The organism is Streptomyces sp. NPDC057654, assembly GCF_042800135.1.
Classification (GTDB): domain Bacteria; phylum Actinomycetota; class Actinomycetes; order Streptomycetales; family Streptomycetaceae; genus Streptomyces.
This window is the reverse complement of record NZ_JBHVHQ010000029.1, coordinates 1-24,621: the sequence shown is the minus strand read 5'-3', so window position 1 is coordinate 24,621 and position 24,621 is coordinate 1. Positions and strand designations below refer to the sequence as shown.

Annotated in this window: 21 protein-coding genes and 1 pseudogene; 9 read left to right on the top strand and 13 right to left on the bottom strand. The window is 69.4% G+C overall.

The features are described 5' to 3' along the window. From ACFU99_RS04785 to ACFU99_RS04770, 4 genes and pseudogenes are all read right to left on the bottom strand, one after another. Nucleotides 1-1,016 (bottom strand): annotated as a pseudogene (locus ACFU99_RS04785) (hypothetical protein); the annotation flags it as partial. A gap of 179 nt (nt 1,017-1,195) precedes the next feature. Then, on the bottom strand, nt 1,196-1,453 hold the full coding sequence (locus ACFU99_RS04780) for a hypothetical protein (protein WP_384385772.1): 258 nt from the start codon (nt 1,451-1,453) through the stop codon (nt 1,196-1,198). A 172-nt stretch (nt 1,454-1,625) separates the two neighbouring features. Next, on the bottom strand, nt 1,626-2,093 hold the full coding sequence (locus ACFU99_RS04775) for a hypothetical protein (RefSeq protein WP_384385770.1): 468 nt from the start codon (nt 2,091-2,093) through the stop codon (nt 1,626-1,628). A gap of 620 nt (nt 2,094-2,713) precedes the next feature. Beyond that, nucleotides 2,714-3,184 carry a hypothetical protein gene (locus ACFU99_RS04770; protein ID WP_384385767.1) on the bottom strand — a complete coding sequence of 157 codons (471 nt, stop codon included), beginning with the start codon at nt 3,182-3,184 and terminating at the stop codon, nt 2,714-2,716. Between the two features lie 662 nt (nt 3,185-3,846). On the opposite strand from ACFU99_RS04770, the gene ACFU99_RS04765 reads away from it, so the two are divergent. Genes ACFU99_RS04765 through ACFU99_RS04755 form a run of 3 tightly spaced genes read left to right on the top strand, consistent with a single transcriptional unit; the run spans nt 3,847 to nt 5,980 of the window. Further along, nucleotides 3,847-4,071: a hypothetical protein gene (locus ACFU99_RS04765; protein ID WP_384385764.1), complete on the top strand. Its 225-nt coding sequence runs from the start codon at nt 3,847-3,849 to the stop codon at nt 4,069-4,071. Then, the gene (locus ACFU99_RS04760) at nt 4,068-4,991 is read left to right on the top strand and encodes an XRE family transcriptional regulator (protein WP_384385761.1); all 924 of its coding nucleotides are present in this window, start codon (nt 4,068-4,070) and stop codon (nt 4,989-4,991) included. Before ACFU99_RS04765 ends, ACFU99_RS04760 begins: the two co-directional genes overlap by 4 nt. Next, nucleotides 4,988-5,980: a hypothetical protein gene (locus tag ACFU99_RS04755; RefSeq protein ID WP_384385758.1), complete on the top strand. Its 993-nt coding sequence runs from the start codon at nt 4,988-4,990 to the stop codon at nt 5,978-5,980. The genes ACFU99_RS04760 and ACFU99_RS04755 overlap by 4 nt, the downstream gene beginning before the upstream one ends. A 79-nt stretch (nt 5,981-6,059) precedes the next feature. On the opposite strand, the gene ACFU99_RS04750 is transcribed toward ACFU99_RS04755, so the two are convergent. Genes ACFU99_RS04750 through ACFU99_RS04735 form a run of 4 tightly spaced genes read right to left on the bottom strand, consistent with a single transcriptional unit; the run spans nt 6,060 to nt 9,463 of the window. Continuing rightward, nucleotides 6,060-6,503, bottom strand: coding sequence for an NUDIX domain-containing protein (locus ACFU99_RS04750; RefSeq protein WP_384385755.1), 444 nt, complete (start codon nt 6,501-6,503; stop codon nt 6,060-6,062). After that, on the bottom strand, nt 6,467-7,162 hold the full coding sequence (gene tmk / locus ACFU99_RS04745) for a dTMP kinase (protein WP_384385752.1): 696 nt from the start codon (nt 7,160-7,162) through the stop codon (nt 6,467-6,469). Before tmk ends, ACFU99_RS04750 begins: the two co-directional genes overlap by 37 nt. Then, nucleotides 7,159-8,664 (bottom strand): B12-binding domain-containing radical SAM protein, encoded by a 1,506-nt coding sequence (locus ACFU99_RS04740; RefSeq protein WP_384385750.1) that lies wholly within the window; start codon nt 8,662-8,664, stop codon nt 7,159-7,161. The genes tmk and ACFU99_RS04740 overlap by 4 nt, the downstream gene beginning before the upstream one ends. Continuing rightward, nucleotides 8,618-9,463 carry a hypothetical protein gene (locus tag ACFU99_RS04735; protein ID WP_384385747.1) on the bottom strand — a complete coding sequence of 282 codons (846 nt, stop codon included), beginning with the start codon at nt 9,461-9,463 and terminating at the stop codon, nt 8,618-8,620. Before ACFU99_RS04735 ends, ACFU99_RS04740 begins: the two co-directional genes overlap by 47 nt. Before the next feature lie 1,314 nt (nt 9,464-10,777). On the opposite strand from ACFU99_RS04735, the gene ACFU99_RS04730 reads away from it, so the two are divergent. Beyond that, complete coding sequence (locus tag ACFU99_RS04730) at nt 10,778-11,077, top strand: hypothetical protein (protein WP_384385744.1); 300 nt, start codon at nt 10,778-10,780, stop codon at nt 11,075-11,077. Then, on the top strand, nt 11,074-13,401 hold the full coding sequence (locus tag ACFU99_RS04725; protein ID WP_384385741.1) for a hypothetical protein: 2,328 nt from the start codon (nt 11,074-11,076) through the stop codon (nt 13,399-13,401). The genes ACFU99_RS04730 and ACFU99_RS04725 overlap by 4 nt, the downstream gene beginning before the upstream one ends. A 470-nt stretch (nt 13,402-13,871) precedes the next feature. Here ACFU99_RS04725 and ACFU99_RS04720 read toward each other — a convergent pair whose 3' ends face one another. After that, on the bottom strand, nt 13,872-14,651 hold the full coding sequence (locus tag ACFU99_RS04720) for an SDR family NAD(P)-dependent oxidoreductase (protein ID WP_384385738.1): 780 nt from the start codon (nt 14,649-14,651) through the stop codon (nt 13,872-13,874). 102 nt (nt 14,652-14,753) lie between these two features. Between ACFU99_RS04720 and ACFU99_RS04715 the strand changes: the two genes are divergently transcribed. Further along, nucleotides 14,754-15,341, top strand: a complete 588-nt coding sequence (locus ACFU99_RS04715) for a TetR/AcrR family transcriptional regulator (protein WP_384385735.1) — start codon at nt 14,754-14,756, stop codon at nt 15,339-15,341. Nucleotides 15,342-15,592: 251 nt separating this feature from the next. Here ACFU99_RS04715 and ACFU99_RS04710 read toward each other — a convergent pair whose 3' ends face one another. The 3 genes from ACFU99_RS04710 to ACFU99_RS04700 all read right to left on the bottom strand — a co-directional run bounded on the left by ACFU99_RS04710 (nt 15,593) and on the right by ACFU99_RS04700 (nt 19,072). After that, a complete protein-coding gene (locus ACFU99_RS04710) occupies nt 15,593-16,495 on the bottom strand; it encodes a hypothetical protein (protein WP_384385733.1) in 903 nt (300 codons plus the stop codon). Between the two features lie 331 nt (nt 16,496-16,826). Continuing rightward, the gene (locus ACFU99_RS04705; protein ID WP_384385730.1) at nt 16,827-17,699 is read right to left on the bottom strand and encodes a hypothetical protein; all 873 of its coding nucleotides are present in this window, start codon (nt 17,697-17,699) and stop codon (nt 16,827-16,829) included. 782 nt (nt 17,700-18,481) lie between these two features. Then, nucleotides 18,482-19,072 (bottom strand): hypothetical protein, encoded by a 591-nt coding sequence (locus ACFU99_RS04700; protein ID WP_384385727.1) that lies wholly within the window; start codon nt 19,070-19,072, stop codon nt 18,482-18,484. A gap of 169 nt (nt 19,073-19,241) precedes the next feature. Here ACFU99_RS04700 and ACFU99_RS04695 point away from each other — a divergent pair, with 169 nt between their 5' ends. Both ACFU99_RS04695 and ACFU99_RS04690 read left to right on the top strand, forming a co-directional pair. Beyond that, a complete protein-coding gene (locus ACFU99_RS04695; protein WP_384385724.1) occupies nt 19,242-19,796 on the top strand; it encodes a hypothetical protein in 555 nt (184 codons plus the stop codon). Nucleotides 19,797-20,373: 577 nt separating this feature from the next. Then, nucleotides 20,374-22,197: an NACHT domain-containing protein gene (locus ACFU99_RS04690; protein ID WP_384385721.1), complete on the top strand. Its 1,824-nt coding sequence runs from the start codon at nt 20,374-20,376 to the stop codon at nt 22,195-22,197. A gap of 1,023 nt (nt 22,198-23,220) precedes the next feature. On the opposite strand, the gene ACFU99_RS04685 is transcribed toward ACFU99_RS04690, so the two are convergent. After that, nucleotides 23,221-23,970, bottom strand: coding sequence for a hypothetical protein (locus ACFU99_RS04685; protein ID WP_384385719.1), 750 nt, complete (start codon nt 23,968-23,970; stop codon nt 23,221-23,223). A 296-nt stretch (nt 23,971-24,266) separates the two neighbouring features. Here ACFU99_RS04685 and ACFU99_RS04680 point away from each other — a divergent pair. Next, nucleotides 24,267-24,621 (top strand): hypothetical protein (locus tag ACFU99_RS04680; protein WP_384385716.1); only part of this gene is annotated, 355 nt, incomplete at its 3' end.

Below are 24,621 nucleotides of genomic sequence, written 5' to 3'. Positions count from 1 at the left end.
CCCGCATCGACCGCTTCGGTGTCCGGCAGCGAGGCCCACGGGGCCGTGGCCAGCAGCCGTCCGAGCGATTCCAGCAGCGTCACGCGCCGTCCGGCAGGCCAGTCCAGCAGCACTCCGGGACCACTGCTCAGGTCCAAGGCCAGCGCGAGCAGGAGGGCGTGGTTGTCGAGAGCAGGCGGCAAGGCGCTGGCCCGGGAAGCGACGCACTCGTACACGGTGCGTGCGTCGCGGTAGGCGAGGAGGTCGGACGAGTCGGCATGCGGGCACCCCATCCGGGCCAGGAGCCGGGCCGCCCGGGCGCGCAGGGCGGTGTCGGAGGGGCGCTGGTCGAGGAGGTCGGGCAAGCGGGCGGCTTCCGCGATCCGGCGGGCGGCGGTGCTGCTGAGGAAACGCGGCCCGGCGGGGAAGGCGGCCAACTCCGTGCAGATGGCCTGCCGGTCTTCCAGCCACAGGGCGCGGACCAGGGGCCGCAGCTCGGCGTGGCGCGCGTAGACGGCGAGCCAGACGACGGCTGCGCGTCGGTGATCCAGGATGTCGAGGGCCTCGACGGCCAGGTGGGTGAACTCCCGGAACAAGCCGAGAACACGGAGATACGGGATGTCCTCGGGCTCGCCGAGGCGGATGAGCAGGGCGAGGCCGGCGGTGACGGCGGGCCGCGCGGTTCCGGTCCGGGTGAGATGCCGGCCCAGGGACCGGGCGGCTTCCCGCTGATCGTCTGGCAGCGGCAAGTCGGCGACGGCAGAGCGGATCAGGGGCAGATGGCTGCGGCCCAGGCCGAGCCGGGCGAAGCGGCGGTGCACAGTGGCTGAGTCCTCCGGCAGGGGGGTCAACGCCTCCCGGATGGCGTTCCGCGCCTCCTCGCCGGACAGCGGAGCCTCGCTCGCTGCGGGACGCTGCTCGAGCGTCAAGCCACGCCGGGGCGGAACGCCGTCACCGGACTGGTTCAGCAGATACAGAGCCTGGTCGTACAGGGCCGGCGGGAGGGGGAGCGCGCCGCGCTCGTCCTGGGCGCTCACCGGGCGAAGGGGAACTCGATTCCGTAGGTCATACGGGCAGCCTGTCAGCCCAGCCTGTGCTCTGTCGAGGGAATACCCCCGGCGGCCCGCAGCTCTGGGAACCGGTCACCCGTCTTCAGATCCGACGCGTATGCCGCAGGGAGCCGGGGCGACCCGAGCGTAATGGTGTTGATCCGCGTTCACCGCGACCGGGCCGAGGCTGACGCCGTGGTCCAGAACATCCTCGCCATGCCCGATTCGGTGGCGATGCCGACGACGATGACCCGGCCCCCGTTGGCGAACGCCGCGACATCCTTGGTGAGTTCCTCGATCTTCTCGGGGCCCGTCAGCTGGTGGAGGCTGTGCTTCGCGGCGGTCCACTGGGTCTCGTGCAGCCTGGGCGGAGAGCCGGGTCGGTGGGTCTCCAGCGCAGTCAGTGCACTCTTCAGATTGGTCACCACTCCGCCGGGATCAACTGGCCTGCCACGGCTGGATTTCCCACGCACACCAGCAGGAGACAAGCTTCCGGCCCGTTGCGTACGCGTCAGCGGGCGGCTGTCCGGTAGCTGGCGTTCCGGTCGCAACCCTGCTGCACAGTGTGGATGTCCTGCCCGGGCCACAGGGCGAAGCTCAGCGCGTCGCGGGCGTTGTCGGCTCTACGCGCCACCAGCCGCGTCCGGCGTACCAGTCCCTGACCCAGCACAGGAAATCGCCCTCCGGTCTGGCGGACGAGGAGTCGGCATAAGGTGCGGCACAGCCGTCTCGCAGCCACCACACCCGGCCGCGTTGCGGCCCGCTCACCACCAGCGCCCAGAACTCGCCGGGCCTGTCGCTGCCCAGCAGCACCGAGCCGTGCTGGTAGGTCTGATGCAACAGGGACGAGTGGAGGGCGTGGTCGTGGTAGTCGTACTCCCACTGCCATTCCTCCGTGAGCGGGAAGGGCTGACCGGGTGCGCGTGTGGCAGTGCCGTCGAACAGCTCCGGGCTCATCCAGTAGTCCGCTTCCCAGGTGGTCCAGCTGGCCGGCTTCTGCCCCACGGGCAGCAGCCCGCCCTCGTCGGGCGGCCCGTCGGCAGTACCGTTCGCGACCTCGGCCACGAAGGTGCGATACGGCTCCGGCAACATCACGGCATGCCGGCGCTCCCAGGCCCGGAGCGCCTCCCAGCCCCAAGGGCAGTGCCGGACCTCTGCCGGAAAGGCTTCACGCAGGAGGACTATCATCGCACCCGAAATCACACCGTTCATGCCCTACAGGTATCACCAGTTACCGACACCCTGGTCCACAGGGCGCAGCGGGTACAAGTGAGAGCCGAGAAGCCCGACTTCGACGAGGCAGCGAGTTCGCGCCGGTGCAGCACCGGTACCGGGCGGCCTGCCCGGGTTCGACAACACGGTCGTCACCGACGACCGGACCAGCTCCACGAATCTCAGAGCCCATCTTTGAACCTCTGTTGATCTCGTACATGTGCCTCGGTGGAGGACTCGGTTCGCTCTGTGCCCTCTGCTCGCGCGGGTGTGGCGGGAGGCTTTGCGGAGAGCTTTGCGAGTGCTCCGCGCGCCTTGGTCGTGCGCCTTCCTCCGGGTGGTCGGCGGTTGGATTCTGCGGGTGACGGGCAGGCCGGGGTTCCTCTCCACGGTCCCGAAGGGCCGTGCTCCGGCCTGTCGTGAGGGTAGGTGCGATGCCCGCGGAAGCGGTGCGGGCCGCCTGATCAGTTCATTCAGCGTGAGGTGTCTTCGTCCGCCACGAGCGAGACAGGGTCGAGCCCGGCGAAGCTGTAGTTCAGGAAGGCGACCAGAAGAGACAGCACAGCCGCGCGCCTGGCGGGATGCTCCTGTTTGAGCTGGGACCAGGCACGGTCCGTCTCGCCTCGCATGATCATCTGAATGACATCGCAGGCCAGCGTCATCATCGGGTCGCCGGCGGCGTTCCCGACGGGAACGACCTGGCCGTCCGGGCGGGTGGCGCCGGCCAGAGTTCGGCCCGTGACCTCCACTGCAGCCCGCATCGCCGCCTCACCACCCCGGACAAGTCCCAGCAGTGACTCGGTGTTCTCTCCCCGCCGGGTCACAGGGTCGGCCGAGGCCATCTTGCACACCACCGCGACGACGCCCTGATGAGCGGGGAGTACAGCGGCGGCAGCGACGGCCGCAGCCAGGTCCGCCACTTGCTGTTCGTCCAGATCAGGCATGAGGAGACCCTACGGACAGCCCCGCCCGGCGCCACCGCGAAGCCGTGAACGTCACCCTCATGAGATCGAGATCCCCGAGAACCCGCACGTTGTTGACGGGTTAAGGATGGGTCCTCAGCCCTGACGGCAGGCATCCGCCGGTACCGCCTTTCGCGCCGCGACGAGGTGCGGCGACGGGGATGGGCCGAGGACCGGGTAGTGAGGCCGGTCGGCGAACGCCCGGCGCGGAGACGACGACCAGACGGCCATTGGCAGGCGCAGACTCCCGAGTCCGGACCGGATGACGCTCCCGCCCAGCGCAGGCTGGACGGGAGCGGCGCCGTCCTCTCTGGTTGTTCCAGCACGGGAGGACGGCGCGGCCTTCCAGACGGAAGGTGCGACGCCCATGAGCGTCCGCTCCATAGTGCGCCTTGCCCGGCGTGCGGCGCAGGGAAGCGGGGTTTCGTCGTCAAAAATACGTGTCAAAAACGGTATTGCCCCGGGTGCGGCGGGAAGGGCGAAGCGAGTCCCGTGCCGGTGCCACTCCGGCACCCATTGTTCCGTAACCTCATGATCACGTTGAGTATCAGGTGGCTGGCGGACCATGCTGGCGTCCGCTCCCCGTAGCGCCCAGCACCGCCGCGACGGGCCTTCCAGACACCTGCAACCAGGGGAAATGTGTGATGTCCAGAAAACGTGTGGTGATCGGTGCCGTGCTCGTGGGCGTCGTATGGAGCACGGCGATGGCCGCGCTCGGGCAACTCTCAGCCGTGTCCGCGCTGCTGCCCTCCCTCGGGCTGCTGGTGCAGCAGAGTCTCACCGCACTCACCAGCCCGGAACCGCGGCCCCCCGCGGGCTCCTCGCAGACCGCCGCCGTCCACTCAGGGCGAGAGGAGCCACCCCGATGACCCCAGCGTTCCACGTACCGCACCAGCCGGACGGACAGCGGCCGACCCGCCGCGGCCGCAAGCCGGACGCGATCGGGCCGGAGGTCGGCGTCTCCCACCGCGCGTGGCTGGAGCCGATCCGCGCCCGGCTCACCGCCCGCAGCCTCACCCTCGACGACCTCGTCGCCCGCTCCGGATACTCCAAGACCCGGATCTCCGAACTCCTGCGCGGCAAGGGCTACTACCCTGGATGGGAGATCACGTACAGCGTGGTCCGTGTCCTGGACGTCCCCATCTGGCCACTGAGGCTGCTGTGGACGGCGGGGGCCCGGGAAGCGGGCCGGGGCACGGAGTGGATCGAGCGGCAGATAAGCGCGGTCCCGGCGGCGCGCCGGGAGGACCCGCCGCTGGCCCACGAGGGCTTCACCGAAGGCATGCGCCGGCCCTACACCGCCTACGCCGCCGCCTTCCTCCAACGCGGCAATCGCGCCCAGTGGGTCGTCCGCGAGGTCTTCGACATCCTCTGGCTCGGCTGGGAGGAGGCCGTCTCCAGCCCCGACGTACGCCGGCACGCCTGGTGCCTGCTGCGCGACCGCGTGCTGCTGCGCGCGGAGCGCCGCCGCGACGGGTGCCCCGACCTGGTGCCTGCGGCGTTCTCCACCGTCACCCAGAGCAAAATTATTGAGCTTTCGGCCCGCTTTGCCCAGATCGCTGAGACGGCGGGCCTCTTCGCCGCCGTCTCCCGCCTGCCCCCGGACCAGCTCGACGTCATCGTCCTGCGCTATCTCTGCGGGCAGAGCGAGGACGCGGCGGCGACCATCGCCGGCCTGCCCCCGGCCATCACCCACGCCATCGACCAGCACGCCCGAGACACCCTGAACTGCATCTATCACCCCGACACCCCCGACATCCCGGATCTGGGAGTGACTGCCCCGCAATGACTGACATCGACCGCCTGCTCGCCCGTGCCCTGCTCCAGGAGCACGCACCGGTTCCCCCGGACACCGTCGCCTACCACGACACCGCCTACCCCACCCCTTTCGCCTCCGACGGCACACCGCTGTGGGACCTCGGCGACGACAGGGGCGAGCAGCGGGACGACGATGCCGCCCGGCAGCTGGAGGTCCTGTGCGAGGTCACCCTCGCCCGCTCCCGCCCCGACCAGCTCGCCGACTTCGTCACCGAGCAGATCCCGGCGCCGCACGGCGCCTGGATCCTGGGCTGCGGCCTGCAGCTCGCCGGAGCCGGCGCCGGCGCACGTTCGTGGTGGCAGTACGCCGCCGGCGCCGGCGACACCGCCGCCGCCTACTGCCTGTGCCTGCACTACCGCGCGCTCGGCGACCACGAGAGGGCCGACTTCTGGTACGGGCAGACCGGCCTCGACACCCCCGCCGACGCCACCCGCCACCGCACGCCCGGCTACAGCCTCAACCTGCCCACCGTGCTGCGCGTGCTCAGCCTGCTCGCCCCCGCCGCAGACCGCGAGCGTTCCTCGGCGCTCTACGCGGTGATGGAGTACGTCGCCACCACCGTCGCCGACGGCTACGTCCGCACCCCCGGATACGAAATCCCCCTGCCCGGACCGGACTTCGCCGAGCAGATCGACATCCTGCTGACCGCCGCCGCAGGCGCCGTGACGACGTCGCGCAGGGACCCGTCGGCAATCGCGTTGCCCAACCGGCCCCCAGCTGTGGGCTGCCCCGACGGCGGGAGAGCGAGCGGTGTGCCATGCGGTCAGGTTCTCGTGGAGGTCGCGGCAGTGGACACCGACTCCGAAGGCCCCTTCCGGGTCGCTTTCGAGGAGGCCATCGCCTGCGGGGAGGCCGTGTCCCGCCCGGCGAGATGCCGCTCCGGCGCGCGGTTGCGTTACTACCTGGACCGCGGTCCGTTCAGCGGCCGCTTTCCGGCTTCCGGTCCGCTGCCCTGCTGAGCGCGGCGATGCGGCCGGTCGCACCGCGGGAAACGCTTACGTACAGGGGCGTCGTGGGTCGGCCTGCCGTCTGTGCGGCTCACGGCTCCGGCCAGCCGTGCAGAGTGAGGGGGCCGGTGTGGGTCAGGTAGCCGTACAGGCCGGCGGCGGGGTATTCGATGATGTCCTCGGGCAGGTCGTGCACGCTGAAGAAGCGCAGGTCGAGGCACTTGTCGGGTTCGCGGTTGGTTGGTTCGCCCTCCCAATGGGTGGCCAGGAAGAAGAAGCCGAGGCGTTCGATGCCGGGGGCCTGCCGGTGGTGGACGGTGTGGACCTGCCGCAGATGGCCCGCGTCGACGGTGACGCCGGTTTCCTCGCGCAGTTCGCGGGCCGCGCCGGCGGGGAGGGGTTCGCCGGCATCGAGCTTGCCCGAGGGAAGATGCCAGCGGCCGTAGCCGTAAGGACCGCCGCGCTGGGACAGGAGAATCTTGTCGCCCTCGCGCAAGATCACGTGCACGTCGATGACGGGGGTTGCTGTGGGCATGGTTTCACCGTGCTCGTCGGGGCGGTAGTGGTCGCCTCGACGCTAGCGGCCGGCGGGGCGAGAGCGCTCACGATCCGCAGGGATGCCTCCTCGGGGGTGAGGGCGCTGGTGTCGATGGTGAGGACCGTTACGCCCAGGCGTTCGAGGGTGGCGGCGGCGGTGCGGTAGAGCGCGATCTCGCCCGCGGGCACGTCGGGGTGTCGTTCGAAGCGGTGGTGGGCGCCGCGGCGGGCCAGGCGTGCGGCGATGGTTGCGGGGGCGGCGGTCAGGAGAACAGCCAGGTCGGGGAGCTGGATGTCGGCGTTGAGGGCGAGCAGGAAGGGTTCGGGGACGTCGTCGAGGCGCTGGATGACGAGGGTGGAGGCCAGATAGCGGTCGCACACGACGGTGTCGCCAGCGGCGAGGTGAGGCTGTATCTCGGTGTGCAGGTGGTGGTAGCGGTCGGCGGCGACGAGGCAGGCCAGGGCGCGGCCGTGGATGTGGTCGGCGTGGGCGCGGGTGAACTGTCCCAGGGCGCTGGAGGAGGGTTCGGTGGTGGAGTGGACGCTTGCGCCGTTGCTGCGCAGGTGTGCGGTGAGGGCGGCCAGGGTGGTCGTCTTGCCGACGCCGCCGGGGCCGTCGAGGGTGATCAGCCGTCCAGGCAGGGGGGTGTGGGTCATGCCGCGGACTCCTGCCGTCCGGTGCGGGCGTGCTGTTCGCGGGTGAGGGCGGCCAGGCTGGTGCGGAGGGTGGGCAGGGGGACGCCGCCGAACTGGATGCCGACGCTGAAGTTGAATTCGTCGCGGGCGCGCATGGTTTCGTCGGCGCCGTGGTCGGTGAGGTCGATGTCCGTGTAGGCGAGCAGGGCGGCCGGGTCGTGGCCGGCGGCGGTCAGCTCCTGCCAGACGGGGGTGCCGGGGTAGGGGCGGAATTCGAAGACGGAGGCGCGGAAGGTACCGGGCAGACGGTCGGCCAGGTCCCACAGGGCGTGGATGTGGCGTTCGGTGGCCTTGAGGTCCTCGTGCTGTTCGCCGGGGTAGCCCAGGATGAAGTAGCCCTTGACGTGGATGCCGCGTTGCATGAGGCGGCGGGCGACCTGTTCGGTCATGGCGGCGGTGATGCGTTTGTCCATGTCCGCCAGGATGCGGTCGCTGCCGGATTCGATGCCCAGGGCGACCTCGCGCAGACCGTTGCGGGCCAGCGTGTCGAGCAGGGCGTCGTCGGCGCGGTGCAGGACGTTGATGCGGCCGGTGGCGTCCCAGACGTAGCGTTCGCCGATGCGGTGCGTGCTGAAGGCGTCCATGGCGGGACGGATGATGCGGGACGCGCCCAGAAAGAGGTCGTCGACGAAGCGGAAGGCGGTGGCGCCGTAGCGGGTGTGGAGGTCTTCCAGCTCGGCGATGATGTTGTGCGGATGGCGGGTGCGGATCGTGATGTCGGCGTTGCCGGAGACCGCCGCGCCGCAGAAGCCGCAGTCGTAGGGGCAGCCGCGGCTGCCGACGATGTTGGCTTCAATCCGGCCGTCGCCGGCGGTGTAGGGGTCCTGGGGCAGGTAGCGGCGGTCGACGAACGGCAGGGTGTCGAGGTCGGGCGCCAGGTGCCGGACGGCGGAGGCGGGCGGGGCGATGCCCCGGGCGGTGGTGTTCAGCAGCCCATCGCGCCACCAGACGCCGGGTAATTCGGTGCGGCGCCTGGCGTCCTCCAGCAGTGCGGCGGTGCGGGTCTCGCCTTCACCGATGACCAGGGCGTGCAGGCGGGCCATGCGGGCGTCGGCGAGGACGCGCTGCGGCATGGCTTTGGCCTGGTGTCCGCCGACGAGCAGGGCGATGCCCTCGGCGAGGCCGGCCGCGATACGGGCGGACAGCTCGTAGGTGGGGGCGAGCAGGTTCATGCCGACCCACCGCGGGCGGGCGGCGTTGACCAGCTCGGTGGTCTGCGCGAGGCCGAGGCCGTGAGCCTCGGCGTCCAGCACGCCGACGTTGAAACCGGCCTTTTGTGCGTAGGTGGCGATGTAGGCCATTCCGAGCACTGGCAGGGTGTAGTCGTTCACCCGGGGGCGTCGGCTGTAGTCGCGTAACGGGGCGTTGACGAACAGGGCGTCCAGGGCGCGGGCCCGGTCCGCGCCGGCGATGACCTCAAACGGGTGGGTGCGCGGTGTCTCCAGGCTGTGCTGTGCGGACATGGTTCCCCCAGGTCAGCGTGAACAGAGTCAGAGCGTGCAGGCGGGTGCGGTCTTCGTTGGCCAGGCGCCGCCAGTAGGCACTGAACGCGCGCTCGCCGTCGGGGAAGGGGTGCTCGGGGTCGGCACGGCGGGCCCAGGTGCGCACCGCGAGGTCGCCGTGCGGATAGACCGCGAAATCACCGGTGTAGTCGGCGGCCGCGGCTGCCGCGGTCCACGGGCCGATGCGCGGCACCTCCTGCAGGGCTTTGACGAGATCGTCGGCGCTGAGGCGTTCCCAGGTGCGGTGGTGTTCGCGGTAGGCGCGGGCTGCGGCGCGCAGCGCGGTGCGGTGGAACGCGGTGCCGGTCGCCGCGAACTGCTCCTCGCTCAGGCCGAGGACGGTGTCGGGGTCCGGGCACAGCGACAGACGGCCGGCCGGGGCGGGCACCGTCGGGCCGTGCTCCTGGCACCAGGCGCGGTAGACCCTGCGGGCCTGCTCCGCGCGTACGACCTGCCGCAGGATCGCGGTAGTGATCGCGTCCCACAGGCAGGGGTTCGTCAGCCGTTGCACCGTGCCCAGCCAGGCGAGCCACTTCACCAGGGTCGTGGCTGTGCGGGCAGTGGGCAAGACGTCGGACGCCACGGACAGAACCGGCGGGCCCTGACCGTCGCCGCCTGCCCCGAGAGGGCGCAGCGTGAGCGCCTGGGTCGGTGAGCACACCGCGTACCAGGGCGCACCCTGGTACGCGACCAGACGCACGCGCTGTCCGTGCGGGCCGTCGCTCCAGGCCGGGTGGTCAGTGATGAGAGTGAGGGGCACTGTGGCGGTCTCCGTGTCGCGTGGCGGATGAAGCGCACAGTCTGCCGCCACGGCGACCGCCTCAGGGAGACAACCAGCCGCACGGGGGAGAAGGCGAGGCGTGGTGGCCTCCGCGCCATGCGCCGGGCCGCATGTCGAGACCGGGCCAGCAGCGCGCTCGACGGCATCTCGACCATCTCGACCGCACCAGCGCACGAGCAGAGATTCGAGACGCGTGCCCTGGACACCGTGCGGTGGTTCGGCTACCTGTTGACACTAGTCCTGCGGGGCCACCGTCCGGCGGCGAGCCCGTTGTTAGTCGAATCGCCTGGAGTACCTGTATCCCCACAGGCCGGCGGCGGCAGAAGCACCCCACACCCATGGTTCGGGGTCGGCCCTGGCCAGGGCACACAGCGCGGTGGTGACAAGGGCCGCGGGAATGACGGGAATGAGCGCGATGCTGATGCGACGGTCGAGACGTCGTGGGCGACCGGATGCCATGCCGTGAGTGTCCCAGACCGCGTGACCGGACGACAGCCCCGTCCCGGACCGGCTCCGGGGCGCGGTCAGGCCGCGTGAGCGTCCGGGACCTCGCGATTCGGCGCGGTCCGTACGGCCTGCGGCCCCAGGTTCGGACTGGATTCAGCGGCCAGGCTGCTGACGGCCCCCGCCCCACCGCCGTCGTGCTGTCGAGGGAGCCCCAGGCGGCTTTCGGCTGTTGAGACGCTTGTACGTGTCGCTCCAGCCGTCCCCGTCCTGATCTGGTCGCAGGCGCGGTGAGATGCGCGAAGTCGCCTCCGGGCCGGAGCGCGGCGGGGAGTCCGCAGAGGCCGAGTCCGTCCTTCAAGGCGGCTCGTTGGTCCTGGCCGGTGGGCCGCAGCGGCATGCAGTGCGACTGGGCGGGTCTGCAGCGCGGCCGGCTGGGAGGCCGCCATGTTGGGCTTCTGCTCCGGTCAAGCTGTCCGGGCCCTTCGGCGCACGCGGGAGCGCTGGCGAATCTTCACCCGTCAGGTGGAGTTAGGTGCGTAAACAGGTGTGGCCGACTCGCCCTTTAGCCATACTGAGGCTCTCACGTCAAGTCCGTTAACTGCGGCGGCTGTTCACACCAGGTCGCGCGGTACTTGCGGACTTCACGTCCGTCACTGACGCATGAGGAACTCACGGGGGATGATCATGAAATCCGCTATGGACGATTCTGGGATGGCCACCGAGCCACCCAGGGGCCTGGAGAAGGGCCGGCCTGGCGGGCCGGAGTACGAACCTCGCCCCTGCGCACGGCGGATGGCTGTGATCGGCGCGCGAGCAACTGCCGTGAGTGGCGACCGCATCGCGAGCATGTCAGCCCTGGGTGCCGCTGCCGAGCCCCTCGTCCTCGGTGCCGCCCCTTCGCGCGCCTCGGCGAAGTACGCGGCCCACGCCTGCCCCGCCTGCCACGGCGTTCTGCCACTGCGGGGCGGAGAGGGCCCCGAGGCGGTCGCCGACGGCGTGGCGGCCGGAGTGCGGGCTCTCTTCGTTCTCGTCGCAGGGCTGTGGCTCGTCTCCGCGCTGTTGCGGCTGCGCGCTTCGGCGGACGCCGGTCCGGGAACTGCCGGCGGGGCGTTCATCCACGAGGGCCGAAACGGGGACGGACGGTGATCCGCCCCGCCGTTCACACCTGGCTGCGCGGCCTCACGGTCTTGCTGCTGGCGCTCATGATGACTGCGGCGGCGCCGCATGGTGTGGCCGGTCCCAGGAAACCGAAACCCGCCGCGGAGGGGACCGATCTTTCCAAACACTTCGAAAATCCTCTGATGAGCCCGCCGCTGTGGCCGGTGGAGCAATTGCGTATGGCTCTGTACCAGAAGCTCGCTGCGGGCAAGGACGACGCATTCAACCAGAAGCGCAACGGCGCTGTCGTCTTCATCGACCCCTCGGAGCTGACTGACGAACAGTTCCATGCGCTCGCGACGATGACCAACAACATCAACAGTCACTCAAGCAGGATGGCCTGGCGTGTGTCGACTGTCGAAGTCGGCCCGCTGGAACGCTACCTGAACCCGGAGGTGGTCGCCCGGCTGAAGGCCAATAAGTATTCACGCCTCTTCGCTGTCTCTGCGTTGAACATTCCCAAGGACGGGGAATCGGGCACACCCAAGCATTCCGAGAGAGTGCTCGAGGAGCTCCTGAGAAGACTCGGCATCCCGCGGGAGGCGATTGCCCTCGGGGGTTCCGAACGCCGGCAATGCGCCGCCTGTGCTCGCCTCTACCTTCTGGCGACGCTCCTCGTCTTCGGGCACCCGTACGGCCGCACCGAGGCGGAGATTGCCCAGCTGTTCAAGAGAATCGCCGAGGCCCGCGAGCGGGTGGCGGCCAGGGGAATCGCAGCCCAGGACCGTGAGCAGGGGGCGCTCGAGAGACAGTCCAAGAGAGCGGAAGAAGCGCGCAATGGCCGCGCCGCAGATCAGCTAGGAACCGACCTCAACGGTGTGAAGGAGGAGATGAACAAGCAGCTCGCCAAGGCGTCGACGAAGAATCCCGAACTGTTCGTCAGGGCATTGCCCTGCCCTGCTCCGAACGCCCTTTCTCTGCACCAGCCCCGGCGCCACGGCACGGTTCCCCCGATGCCCGTCCTCGCGGCGGCCGTGCTCACAGGCGACGGCCCCTGCCCTGAAGAGCCGGAAAGGGAGGAGGATGCGAAAGGCTCCCGGGGAGCCACCGGCCTGGGCGCCACTCTCACGCTGCCCAGTATGGCCAACGGCGGCATCGACTTCTCCACCATGCAACTGCGCTACCTCGCCGACCCCGGCGACGGCAGCGGCCTTCAGTACTCCTTCAAGGCCGGCCTGAACCCCCTCAAAGGAGACAACCGCCAGTCCACCGGCATCACGGCCGCGACCCAGAGCTCCGACGCCTTCTTCGTCTGGCTGTCCCTCAACCCCTCCGCCTTCTGGGTAAACCTCAACCCGACGGAACCGGACCGCATCGTCGACAACCAGCTCGGCCGCACAGACGCGGGGCGAGTCATGCTGGAGGCCGACCTGCGGATGAAGAAGACGGTCGGTGAGCTGATCCATCCGCACAGCGCGCTGGGGCGGAAGTTCTGGCCCGGAATCCAGGGCGACTGCATGTCGTTTCGCAACTGGATCTTGCCGGCGCCGGCATCGGTCCGCCAAGAGGGCGACAAGCTCTACATCCTCGACGCGCCTCTCGATGTGAAGATGGAGGCCCAGTACCTGGCGAGCACTGGCAAGTCGTCTGTCCGCTCGTGCCCTCAGCAGGACCAGGCCACAGAGGACCACAACGAAGAACGCTTCCGCTCCCTGATCCTCCCCAAGCTCAAGCACGCCATCAACAGCGCCCCCGAGTACGCCGCGCTCCGCCGTGTCTATCTCGCCCGGGTCGCCGCCCAGTGGTACCGCGAGCTGAGTCTGGCCAGGAAGACGACGTACGGCCACCTCATCGACAGTGGCGACATCGGTACCTGGACGACCACCGACGGCTGGAAACCCACCGATACCTTCGACCGGTACGTCGACTCGTACACCAAGGGCGATGTCAAGGTCACCGACGAGATCACCCGAGGCAACACCACCTACGTGCGCACCTATATCTACGGTGGTGTCGACCTCACCCGTATTCCCCTTGAAAAGATCTCTGACGAGCGCTTCACCGCGGACTTCGCGAAGCTGCCGCAGAACGTCGCCCGCTCGTTGCAGGCGCCGTCAGCCACCGACGGGGGCGACACCGTCTGGCTCGGCTCGCCGACCCCCCGCCAGGCAGCCGGCCTGAGTCCGTCTGCGCATCACGTATCCGCAGGGGCTTGGGCATTGCGCCTGCTGCCGGGGCTTCTCCTCCTCGTCGTCGTACTGCTGTGGCGGCGCCGGCGCCGCCGGAACGCCCTCGTTCAGCGAAACCCTCTGCGACGCGCGGCGGCCGGAGACCGAGGGAGAAGCCGGGGGCTCTCCCGCCGGGATCCGTAGTGCACGGCAGATCGGGTTGAGCCGTTAACGAGCGGCGAACCAGGTGACAAGTAACCCGCCAGTAGCTTCCTGGGCGGCTTGTCCGGCTGATGGGTGTGCTGCTGGTCCGGCGCCACGGCTTCTCGTACTTGCCCCCGCACGCCCGGCGCTGGGGCCGGAAGAGGGCGGCAGTCGGGCCCATCTGATCGCTGGGCTCGGCGGGGTATTCGGCGTTCTGGATTCTCGCGACGAGCTGCGGGGTCGTGCAGGTGCAGATGTGCACGATCGACGAGATGCGCGGGCGGGATCTGGCGGGTCCGGAGGGCGGCCCCGGTCTGACCGGCTGCGCCGGGCCGGTGTTGCAGCGCAGCGGCGGTGCTGGAAGAGGCCGTGCCGGGAGCCCGCGTGTGTGGTGCGGGGAATCGCGGCAGGGTGCCTGGCCCCGGAGGACGGCGACGTGGCGGAGCGAGCTCACCGGTAGCGGGGTCGGTTCAGGTAGCCGATCGGGATTCGGCCACTTTGAGCACGGAGCGTGTCGGGAGCAGGGGAACGAGGCTGCTGACGAGCCGGTTCATGCGGCCGGACACGATGCTGGCCGGCGGGGTGCGCCGGTCGAGTGCCGCCAGCACTGTGGTGACCACCTGCGCCGGCGTCTGGAATCGGGCGCCTTGGGTGCTGGTGCCGCTGCGCGCATAGAACTCGGTGCGCGTTGGTCCCGGGGACGCCGCCATCACCGTCAGGCCCGATGCGCGCTGCTCGTGCGCGAGGGCCTCGGTGAAGCGGATCACGAATGCCTTGGCTGCGCTGTAGACCGCCATGCCCGGCACCGGCATATAGCCCGTCAGGCTGCCGATGTTGAGCAGGGCCCCTCGCCCGGAGGCGAGCAGATCCGGCAGAAACGCGTGAGACGTCTCAACCACGGCGTTGATGTCGAGCTGCAACTGCGCACGCACTGCGTCCGCGGTGGAGTCCGCGAACGGCTTGGTCAGCCCCATGCCCGCGCAGTTGACCACGGTGTCCACGCGGATTTCCAGTTTGTCCAGCCGCTGCTTGAGGAGCTGTCCGCCGCGTTCGATGCCGAGGTCGAAGGCAACCGGATGGGCCGCACGCCCTGTCTGCGCGGTGATCTCGGCTGCCAGCTCCCGCAGCGCGTCCTCCCGGCGCCCGACGAGCACGACGTCCGCACCACGACGGGCCAGCTGCCGTGCGAACTCGGCGCCGATCCCGGAACTCGAACCGGTCACCAGAGCGGTCGTTTCCGCGTACTGCATGAGTCTCTCCTCGCCCGTGGCACTGCCGACCACACATCATGTAAAGGCCTCTCACTTTGAGGGTAGGCGAGGATGTGAGAGTCTTCAACATAAGGAGGACTCATGGCCGAGCGAAGCACGTACCATCACGGCGACCTGCGCAACGCACTGCTGCAGGCGACCAGGGAGCTGGTCCGGGAACGCGGAGCGCGGGGGTTCAGTGTCTCCGAGGCCGCTCGCCGCGCCGGAGTGTCCATCTCGGCTCCCTACCGGCACTTCGCCGACCGTGACGCAATGCTCGCGGCCACCGCCGCGCGTGCTTTCGCCGAACTGGAAACGGACTTCGCGATGCTCGCACTGAAGGCACCGCTCCCGGAATGCGCGGCGCAGATCGCCGTCGCCTACGTGGCCTTTGCCCGCCAGGACCCGGCCCGGTTCGAGGTCATGTTCGCCTCCGGGATCGACAAGGCGTCCCACCCCGAACTGCTGGAGCAGGCACGTCGCGTCCAGGAACGGCTGGAGGCTGCACTCCAGCCCCACGTTCCCCGAGAAGAGGTGGTGGGCCGCGCCGCCGAGCTGTGGGCGATTGCGCACGGAGTGGCCTCCCTGACTCTCGGCGGCAATCTGCGCCATGTCGTCGATTCTTCCTGTATCGACATGGTTGCCGCATCCGCTGCGCACGCCTGGGCGAGCGGCGCCTCCGGCACGTAAGACCCGAGGCGCGACTCCTTCGGCTTTCCCTCGGGCTGCGGGCCCCGGCTGCGAGTGCGGGCGCCGGCTCCAGGCCGGTCACCGGCTCGTCCACACGGCCCCGAAGTCCTAGCGCAGACACCGGGGAACAAGTAACCCGCCGGTAGGAAGTGGTCGCTACGGGGCGGGGTTGAGGGTCTTGTGGACGACGCCAACGGACACCTTGACGACGGTGGCGATCTCACGAATGGACTGGCCTTCGGCGCGGGGCCTCATGGCGAGGGCTGATCCGTGGTGGCCAATTTGTGTCCTGCCGGGACCTGGCCGGGGGTGAGGTCATATCGAAGGGAGACGAATTCCACCTGCTGCCAGCGGCCACGTTCGCATACCGCGTCCGGGTCGACTCTGATCTCGACGACGATCTCAGGGGCCACGGTGGTGCAATCAACCCTGACACGGCGGTCGGTCCCCCCATCAGGCATGGTCGGCTTCCAGGGGTGTTCTGCACCGGCGGCGCTGAGCAATTCGGCGATCTCTTCGAAGTCGTCGTTTTCGACGGCCTGAACGACACCGACCACCCCCAACGTCCCATCACGCAGGGAATACCGGCCGAGAACGAGCTCCGTCGGGAATTCGAGTGACGGGTTCACGCCACCCACGATCGCCGTCGTGTTGCGCAGCCACTTCTGCCTATGCGCCTCGCTGTCGCGCAGTTTCCATTGCCTGAGCTCCTTGAGCTCGCCCAGGTGACTTTCGGCGGTGCGCTGTTGCCCAGGCCCCGCGAGATTGCTTGACTGCTGCTGGCGTATACCAGGCATGGTCTGGTCCGGTCGTGCATGCCACATTTTCCGTGCTCGCCATCCCATGCCGGCCAGCGCCAGGGCGCCGAGGCCGAACAAGATGTACGCCAGGGCGGGAGTGCCCTGTCGTTCGCTGTCTCGCATCTCTTCGTACGTTCGTTCACCGCTGCCAGACGAGGAGAATGCCAGGCAACGGTCGCCGGGACCCATGACCTTGCCGTCGCAGGTGATGTCCTTGCTGTCATTGGGGTCGGGGAGGGCGTTGGTTCCTTGGACGAACAGATAGCCGGCCAGCAGCCCGTACAAGAGCACGCCGACCACGCGTGGCCACCACCAACTGTCCTGCTCTTGCCTCACCGTATGGAATCCCTTCATGCCGGGCGTCGGTCTGCAGCGGGATACCTGCCGCGCGATGGCTGTTCGCGGCCGTCGGCGGCAGTCCCTTTCCGTCTGGTCGGTTTCTGCCGTGTGGATCACAGGCCATCGGGCACAGGGCCCTTGTCGCGGATCGTTTGGACCCTTACGGAGAGTTCGGGGGGCTCGCCGAGAGGATCAGGGACGTCTGCTTCGGCATTTGATTCCTCCCCCTTCGTAACGAGGAGGAGCCAAAGGCGTAGTCTTGCGCGATCAGGCCGGCCGGCCTGACATTCAGCGGCCACATCACTGCGTTTAGCATCGCCGGAAGGCCGCCCATCATCAAAGGGCCTCATGGTGAGGGCTGATCCGTGGTGGTCAATTTGTGTCCTGCCGGGACCTGGCCGGGGGTGAGGTCATATCGAAGGGAGACGAATTCCACCTGCTGCCAGCGGCCGCGCTGGCTCACCGCGTCCGGGTCGACTCTGATCTCGACGACGATCTCAGGAGTCACGGTGGTGCAATCAACTCTGAAGCGACGATCGACCATCGGAGCAGGCCTGGTCGGCTGCCAGGGGTGCTCTTCCCCAGCGGCGCTGAGCAATCTGGCGAGATTTTTGGAATCGCCACGATCGACGACTTGGACGACACCGACCACCCCCAACGTCCTCCCGCGCAGGGAATACCGGCCGAGAACGAGTTCCGACGGGAATTTGAGCGACGGGTTCACGCCGCCTACGATCGCCGTGGTGTTGCGCAGCCGCTGCTGCCTTTGGACTTCGAGGTCGCGCAGCCGACTTTCGACGACACGCTGCTGCCTGCGGTCCTTGAGGTTGCTTGACCACCGCTCGCGTATGCCAGGCCCGGTCGGGACCGGTCGTGCGTGCCACATTTTCCGTGCTCGCCATCCCATGCCGGCCAGCGCCAGGGCGCCGAGGCCGAACAAGATGTACGCCAGGAAGGGGGCGCCTTCTCGTTCGCTGTCTAGCTTCTCTTGGTAACTACGCTCACTGCTGCCAGACGAGGAGTATGTCACGCAGCTGTCGATCGGGCTCATGACCTTGGTTCCGCAGGTGATGTCCTCCTCGCTGAGGTTGTTGTCGGGGAGGAAATCGGTTCCTTGTATGAACAGAAAGCCGGCCAGCAGCCCGTACAAGAGCACGCCAGCCAAACCAGGGCGCCACCAACTGTCCTGCTCTTGCCTCACCGTAACGATCTCCTTCATACCGGGCGTCGGTCTGCGGTGGAACACCTGTCGCGCGATGGCTGTTCGCGGCCATCGGCGGCAGTCCCTTTCCGTCTGGTCGGTTTCTGCCGTGTGGATCACGGGCCATCGGGCGCGGGGCCCTCGTTACGGACCATTTGGACCCTTACGGAGAGTTCGGGGAATCTTCTTGCCGAGAGGATCAGGGAAGTCCGCTTCGGCACGTGATCCGTTTCGAGTCCGGGTGGATGTCGGGCTCGCCGCGCGGCACCGCCCACCGTAAGGAGTCTGACCTGCACCGTGTCATGGGTACCCAACTGGCCCCCGTCCAGTGTGGAGACATCCGCTCTCCAGAGGGCCCGGCCGCCCGAGCCAGCCCGCTGGGCAACCTAGCCAGCCACATGCCTGGTTGGAGCGGAGTCCACGCTCCCTTCACTCTTTCGCATGACACACAGAGACCGGTGGTGTTCCGGCAGCGGCCGGTCTCGCCACCGTCGTTGCGGACCCAGGCAACGCGCTGCGGCTCGGCCCGGCTGATCTTGTTGCGGGTTGCGTAGAGCTTCCGGAGGGCTGGCACGCCCTGGCTGCGCCCCGTTGTGGCGTTCACCGCACGCGTTGCCCTGGCTGCCTGTGCCCTCGAACAGGAAGCCGTCCCCGAACGGCACCGGCACCCGTTCGGGGATCAGCGGCGTGCCGGCGAGGTCTCAGGACTGCCGGTCCTCGGCGGGAAAGAGGCGCGACGTCTGCCACCGGCCGGTTCTGCCAGGCCGCCGATGGCTACGGTGACTTGGCAGTTCGCCCAGTCACAAGGACTCGCTGAGGAGGTCGTCGAGCCGCTCTTCCTCGGCCTGAAACTCTCGACGTCCCCGGTCGATATCCAGGCCGTGCTGCTCGGCGTACGCGATGATCTCTCGAAGGCCCGTTTCGACGTCTTCCTCGGTGGCCGCGGCACCGGTCTCGTCGTCGCCTACCAGGGTGTGCGCCGTGCCGCGGTAGCTGGCGAGGTCGTCGTGCATACGGGCGGTCGCAGCGGCGTGCGTCGGGCCGCTGGCGAGCAGGGCCGGGCACCCCAGTACCGCGACCCACGCTCCATCGGTGTCGAGAAAAGCATCCATGCCCGGGCTCCTCACCGTGTGCGCGTCTGTGCCGTCCATCCTCGCAAATCGCGTCGGCGGACACTCGCAGACGCGCCCTGACCCTCCAGCCTCAGGCCGGCAGGGGCCCATGGGGTGGAGGGGCAAGTGGACCACGGCGCGGACGGCATCGGTGAACTCGACGTCCGAAGAGGAGAAGTCGGCACCATCGTCGACGGCTTGCAGGCGCTCCCACCACACCAGCGCGGCCCGGTCACGGATTGCCAACGTCTGCGCGTAGGTGAGGGAGGACAGCCACACCGGGCGATCGGAACTGGAGACATGGGCGCAGCGTTCACGGGGCGGTGCGAGCGCTGACCGAGCCAGCACACGTCGGCGGCCGCGAAGAACACTGCCGGCACCTGCATCCCGTACCGCCGCAACACCTCGACCTCTTCGTCGGGGTCGATAGATACGTCCAGGAGCCCCCATGTACGAGAACGACTTCAACATTGACGTGGAGCGCGAGGCGTATAACCGGCGTCGGAGAGGCTGGCCCCGGTGGGTGCTGGTTGCGGAGGTATTCGTCCGGTGCCAGGCGGGTGACCGGACATGGGTGCACGCACGGGCCAGGCGTCGGATCGGGAGAGAGCTGGCGGCTGCGCCTGCCTTCCCGCGTATCCGCGGAGTCGCACGTCGAGTGACGGTGGCGGGGCATGACGTCCTGGTGACGCGTGGACCAGGGGATCCGGCCAGGCCGCTGATGTTCGTCGTCTCCAGCGCACAGACGCGTGCGTCTCTCGGCCTCATCGTGCTCGGGCCACACGTCCACACCTTCACGTCCAGCAGGTCCGCGCCGCCGCGGCCCGCCGCCTCGGCGCCGGGCGGGCCGTCGCCGGGCCGGCTGGAGCGGAAGCCGTATGACGACGACGCGTTGTACTGGGTCGCACTTGTGTACGACGAGCGGCGCGCATGGATGGCTGTGTACCAGAGCCCTGATGCGGCGCTGCGGGCACTTGTGACGGATGAGAAGCGCCCGGCGTGATGTCGTGCGCCCCCGTATCCCCGTGCCGTGGTCCGGCCGTGGTCCGGCCGTGGTCGGCGCCGTCCGGCGCCCGCCCGTCGCCTCTCCGCTCCGTCGGCCTCCTGCCGCGTCGTGTCGGTCCTGTCCCGCTCGGCGCGCCCGGGCCGCTGTGCCCGGCCCCCGACTCCGCCCTGCCGTACGCCAGATGCCCGCGCCGTGTCCGGTGTCGTGTGTCCCCCGGCTCTGCTGTTCCGGCCGTGTGCTCCGTGCTGGTGTTCGCCGTGGGCGCGATGCGGGGGAGAGCGCCGCCGAAGGCGGCGGAGGCTCGCAATGGCGCGGTACGTCGGGAAGAACCGTCCACACGGGCCAGCAGCCCGGCGCCGATGGCCGCCGGGAGCGCGAGAATCACCGAAGTGAGGGTGGCAAGGGCAAACGGAGTCGGTGAGCCAGGCGCGGTCTTCTTCCATTCCGCAGCGGGGCACTGGTGCGGGGTCGACAATGGCGGGGCAGTCGTGCGCCGACGTTCGGGCGGGCGAAGACGAACAGGCCGATGCAGGGGGCAGGCGTGACCGGAGGCGGTGATCAAGGCGGCGGGAGCGTGCCGGAGGAGCTCGTCGAGCTGAAGGCGCGACTGCGACAGTTGCGGGTAGCGCGTGGCTTGTCGCTGTCGGGACTGGAACGACGGGCCGGGCTGGGGCACACGACGACGAGCCGGGCGTTGAACGGCTCCACTGTGCCCAGCCAGGCCACGGTCGTCGCGCTCGCCCACGCGTTGGATACGGACGCCACACCGCTGCTTGCGCTTCGCCGCAAGGCTCTGCCGTCCGTCCCCGCGCTGGTCCGCACCCCCGTCGGCACGGCGACAGAGGACAGCTTGGACGCGCAGTTCGAAGAGCGGTACCGGCAGTACGTGGAAGACCGGTACGCGCATATCTCCGTCATCGGCCTGGCTCCCGTCGAGCCCGGCCGGCCGGCGTGGCCGCTCGACACCTCCTATCTCAGCCTCGAACCAGCGACTCACCCGGGGGCACGGCCCAGGACACGGGGCGACGCCTCCCTGTCCGCCGGGGCGTCCGACCTGGCGGGGACCAGGGCAGACGGGGCTGCCCAGCGGGCCGAGCAAGTGCTGGCGGGGCGATGGCGCACGGTGGTGCGCGGGCCGGCCGGTGGAGGCAAGACCACCTTGCTGCAATGGCTCGCCGTCATGGTCGCCCGTCGAGAGCTGCCGGAGGAACTGGCGCACTGGGCAGCCTGCATGCCCTTCCTGCTGCCGCTGCGCACCCTGGTCCGCCGTGGGGACCTGCCCGGACCACAGGAATACCTCGCCGCGCTCGGCTGCCCACTGCACGGAACACTACCGGCCGGCTGGGCCGACCGGGTCCTGGCGGACGGCCGTGCCCTGCTCCTCATCGACGGTGTGGACGAGGTTCCCCGAGAGCAACGGGCGCGGACTGGGCAATGGCTCCTCGAGCTCCTCGCCGCCTACCCTCAAGCCGCCGTCATCGTGACCACCCGACCGTCCGCGGTCCCTGACGAATGGCTGGCGGAGCACGATTTCACCGTGCTGGCCCTCCACCCGATGAGGGCTCGGGATGTGTCCGCATTCATCACCCGCTGGCATGCTGCCGCCGCTGACGCGGGCACCGCCGAGCGTGCGTACCTCGTCTCCATGGGAGAGGCGCTCGTGGAAGCGGTGCGCGCCCGGCATGACCTCGCCCAACTGGCCACTACGCCAATGCTGTGCGCCTCGGTATGCGCGTTGAACCGCGACCGGCGCGGCCATCTCCCGCGCGACCGTATGGGACTCTACGAGGCGCTCATGTCGATGCTGCTGATCTGCCGTGACCGCGCGCACGACAGCGACGCTCCGGAGCACCTTGCGCTCACCCAGCACGAGAGCGTCCCACTGCTGCAACGGCTGGCGTACTGGCTCATCCGCCACGGCCAGACCGAAATGGATGATGCAACCGCGATCAGTCTCATCGGGGACGCACTCCCCTCTTCTGCGCCGCGGCTCGCCCAGAGGGAACCCGCCGACGTACTCGCGCACCTGGTGGCCCGTTCCGGCCTCCTGCACGCCCCCGCCGCGGACACCATCGCATTCGTCCACCGCACCTTCCAGGACTACCTCGGAGCCCAAGAAGCCCTCGAAGCCCGCGACATCCCCCTCCTGATCCGCAACGCTCACGACGGCCGATGGGAGGACATCGTGCGCAGGGCGGTCGCCCACGCACGCCCCCAGGAGCGCGCCACCTTGCTGCGCCGGCTGATCGCCCGGGGCGACCGCACGGCACCACACCGGACCCGCCTGTACGTGCTTGCTGCCGCCTGCCTTGAACACGCCACCGAACTCGACCCCGACACGCAACGGGAAGTCGAACGGCGCGCCGCAGCCCTGGTCCCTCCGACGCAACGGGGGTAAGACGGCGATGCCCGCCCTCGCGGGACCGGCTGCCCCGCATCCTGCCGGGCCCGAGGGCCTTGATCACGATGAGGCGGCGGCCATGGTCCGGCCGGCCGAGCTCGTCGGCGACGACGGGCGCTGTCCCCTTGAACAGCACAGTCGGCGTACGCGCGACAGTGCGCGCAGCCCCCTCCTCAGAGGGAGACCCGCAGCAGAACTGCGAACACAAGGCGGCGTCATCGCGCGCGGCGGGACAGGAAGTGCCAGGACTCGGCAGGGCAGCGGCGGCAGCGCGCCGACGGCGGCACCCCGTACGTTCGGGCGGGCCTCGGGGGTATGGGGACGCACCCCGGGGACGCTGCCGGCCACGGCGGCAAGAATCGGGCTGCGGGCCGCGAGCCCGTTCTGTGGGACGCCACCAGCCCGGCATGCTCACCTGCCGGCAACGCACCCAGCCGGGCAGCACGTTCGGACGTGCGCTCCAGCGAGCGGCGCGCGCGGCCGCGTACATTGCGCCCGCGCTCGGTCGTCGCCGGCGTGATCAAGGAGTGTGGGCGGGGCGCTCCGTCCAGGACAGGGCGCCGAGTGCCGCCTCGGCGACGACCGTGTCCGCGTCGTCCTTGTGCCACGCCGCCAGCGCGCGCTCCTGCCCCGGGACCGGCGCGGCAGCCCGGAACGCGATGGCTCTGTGATCGAGCGGAAGCGACGTGCCGCCGCGCCCGTTGTGGCCGAAATCCGGCGGCGGCCTGCCCCTCCGAACCCCGTTCGGGGCCGCCGCCGGTTCGAACGTGATGCCCCTGGCCCCTCGCTCATCGTGGGTGTCCGGTGCATTGAGCCAGAGCTCGGCCGCTGCCTCGAACGTTGTGTTGTCACCACACCCGGGGCGGTGGCCGGCACGTCCTGTACATCCGGTACGAGCCGGCACGCGACCTCAGCGCGTCGAACGGCAGCTCCGCCTGACCCGGCGCAGCGTGCGGTTCAGTGTGCCGGAAGCGGGCGGGCCGGCACCCTCCCGCCGCCTGGGCTACAGCGGAGGTGAGGTCAGACCTCCGCTGTTACCGCCTCGGGAACCTGCTCCGGTTCGCTGTCCGCGGCACTGCCCGCAGCGGGAGCTGCATCCGCCTCGACGTACGCGGTGTACAGCGCACTTCCCTTCTGGCGCGACTTCTCGGCGAGTTTCTTCTCGACGAGGGTCTCCAGGTTGTTGCGCACGGTCTTGGGGTTGGCGTTCCGGCTGGGGTGGTCCTGCGCGAGCCGTTCGGCGATTTCACGGGTCACATGCGGCTGCCCAGGGGTCTTGCGGAGGAGGTCCAGGATGAGCTGCTGCAGGGGCGTCCCCGTCGGCGCTTCCGGTTTCGCGGGCTGTTCGGCGGCCGGCTTCTTCGCGGCGGTTCGCTTCGCCACCTTGGCTGTGGCGGCCTTCTTGGCGGGTCGCTCCGCCTTCGCCGGCTCATCCCGACGCGGCGACGGAACGGCCTGGGGCGCCTCCGCGGCGGCTTCGGCCGACGTGGAAGTGCCGAGCTGCTCGGCCCTATCCGTCGAGGGCGCCTCGGCCACCACGTCGGCGGGCTCGGCCCCGCCCGGGGTCGGGTACCCAGGCAAAGAATCCTGCGCTTGAGCCAACCAGCTTTCCTCTACCCTGAGTTGTGCCAGGCGCTCCTGGAGAACGGTGATCTGCTCGGTGAGGCCGGCCTGCTCCTCGCGATTGACCTCGAGCTCATCGGCATACTGCTGCTGAAACTTGGCGTACTTGTTCTGGATGACGGTCTTCTTCTCGGGCTCGTCGGCCATTACAGCACTCCTTGTATCCGGGTGTTGCTGCCGGATGTTACTCACTGGGAAGAGGCGGCAGGGACTCTCCGGGCGATTGCAGCTCTAGCTGTGCGTGCAGAGGCACCGGACGGAACCGCCACCTTCTCCCGGAGAGGCTGGTCGGCCCGCCGGGCGACACGATCGCGACCGCCGGTCTCCTCTTCGCGGCCCACCACCTGCTCGCGCAGGATTCTTCTGAACCGCGCAGTGCTCTGCCCCAATTGCTGCGGAATCTCCCCACCCGCGACGATCTCCGTTGGGGCAGAACCTGGCCCATGCTCGCTCACGAAGCTTCTCCCTCGCTCCGGCGCCGGAGCAACCAGGTCTACCGGCACCGGCTCTCCGCCGAATGGATCCGGCAGGGGGCCCCGACACTACGGTCCTCCAAGGCGAACGCCACCCAGAAATTCTTCACCCCCACCCGCACCCTCACGGATTTCCGGATCGCTCCTGAGCGCATCCCGCAGTCCCTCCCCAACTCCTGGTTGCTTGCCGCCACCATGGATGACTCCGAGCAGGCCCTCGCCAGCCACCGCCGACTCCGGCGCGTTCTCCCCGTCCACCTGGTCCAAGCCACAGTGTGGACGAGTATTTGCCTTCCCCCGACGGAGCCAGACAGTTGTCTGGCTC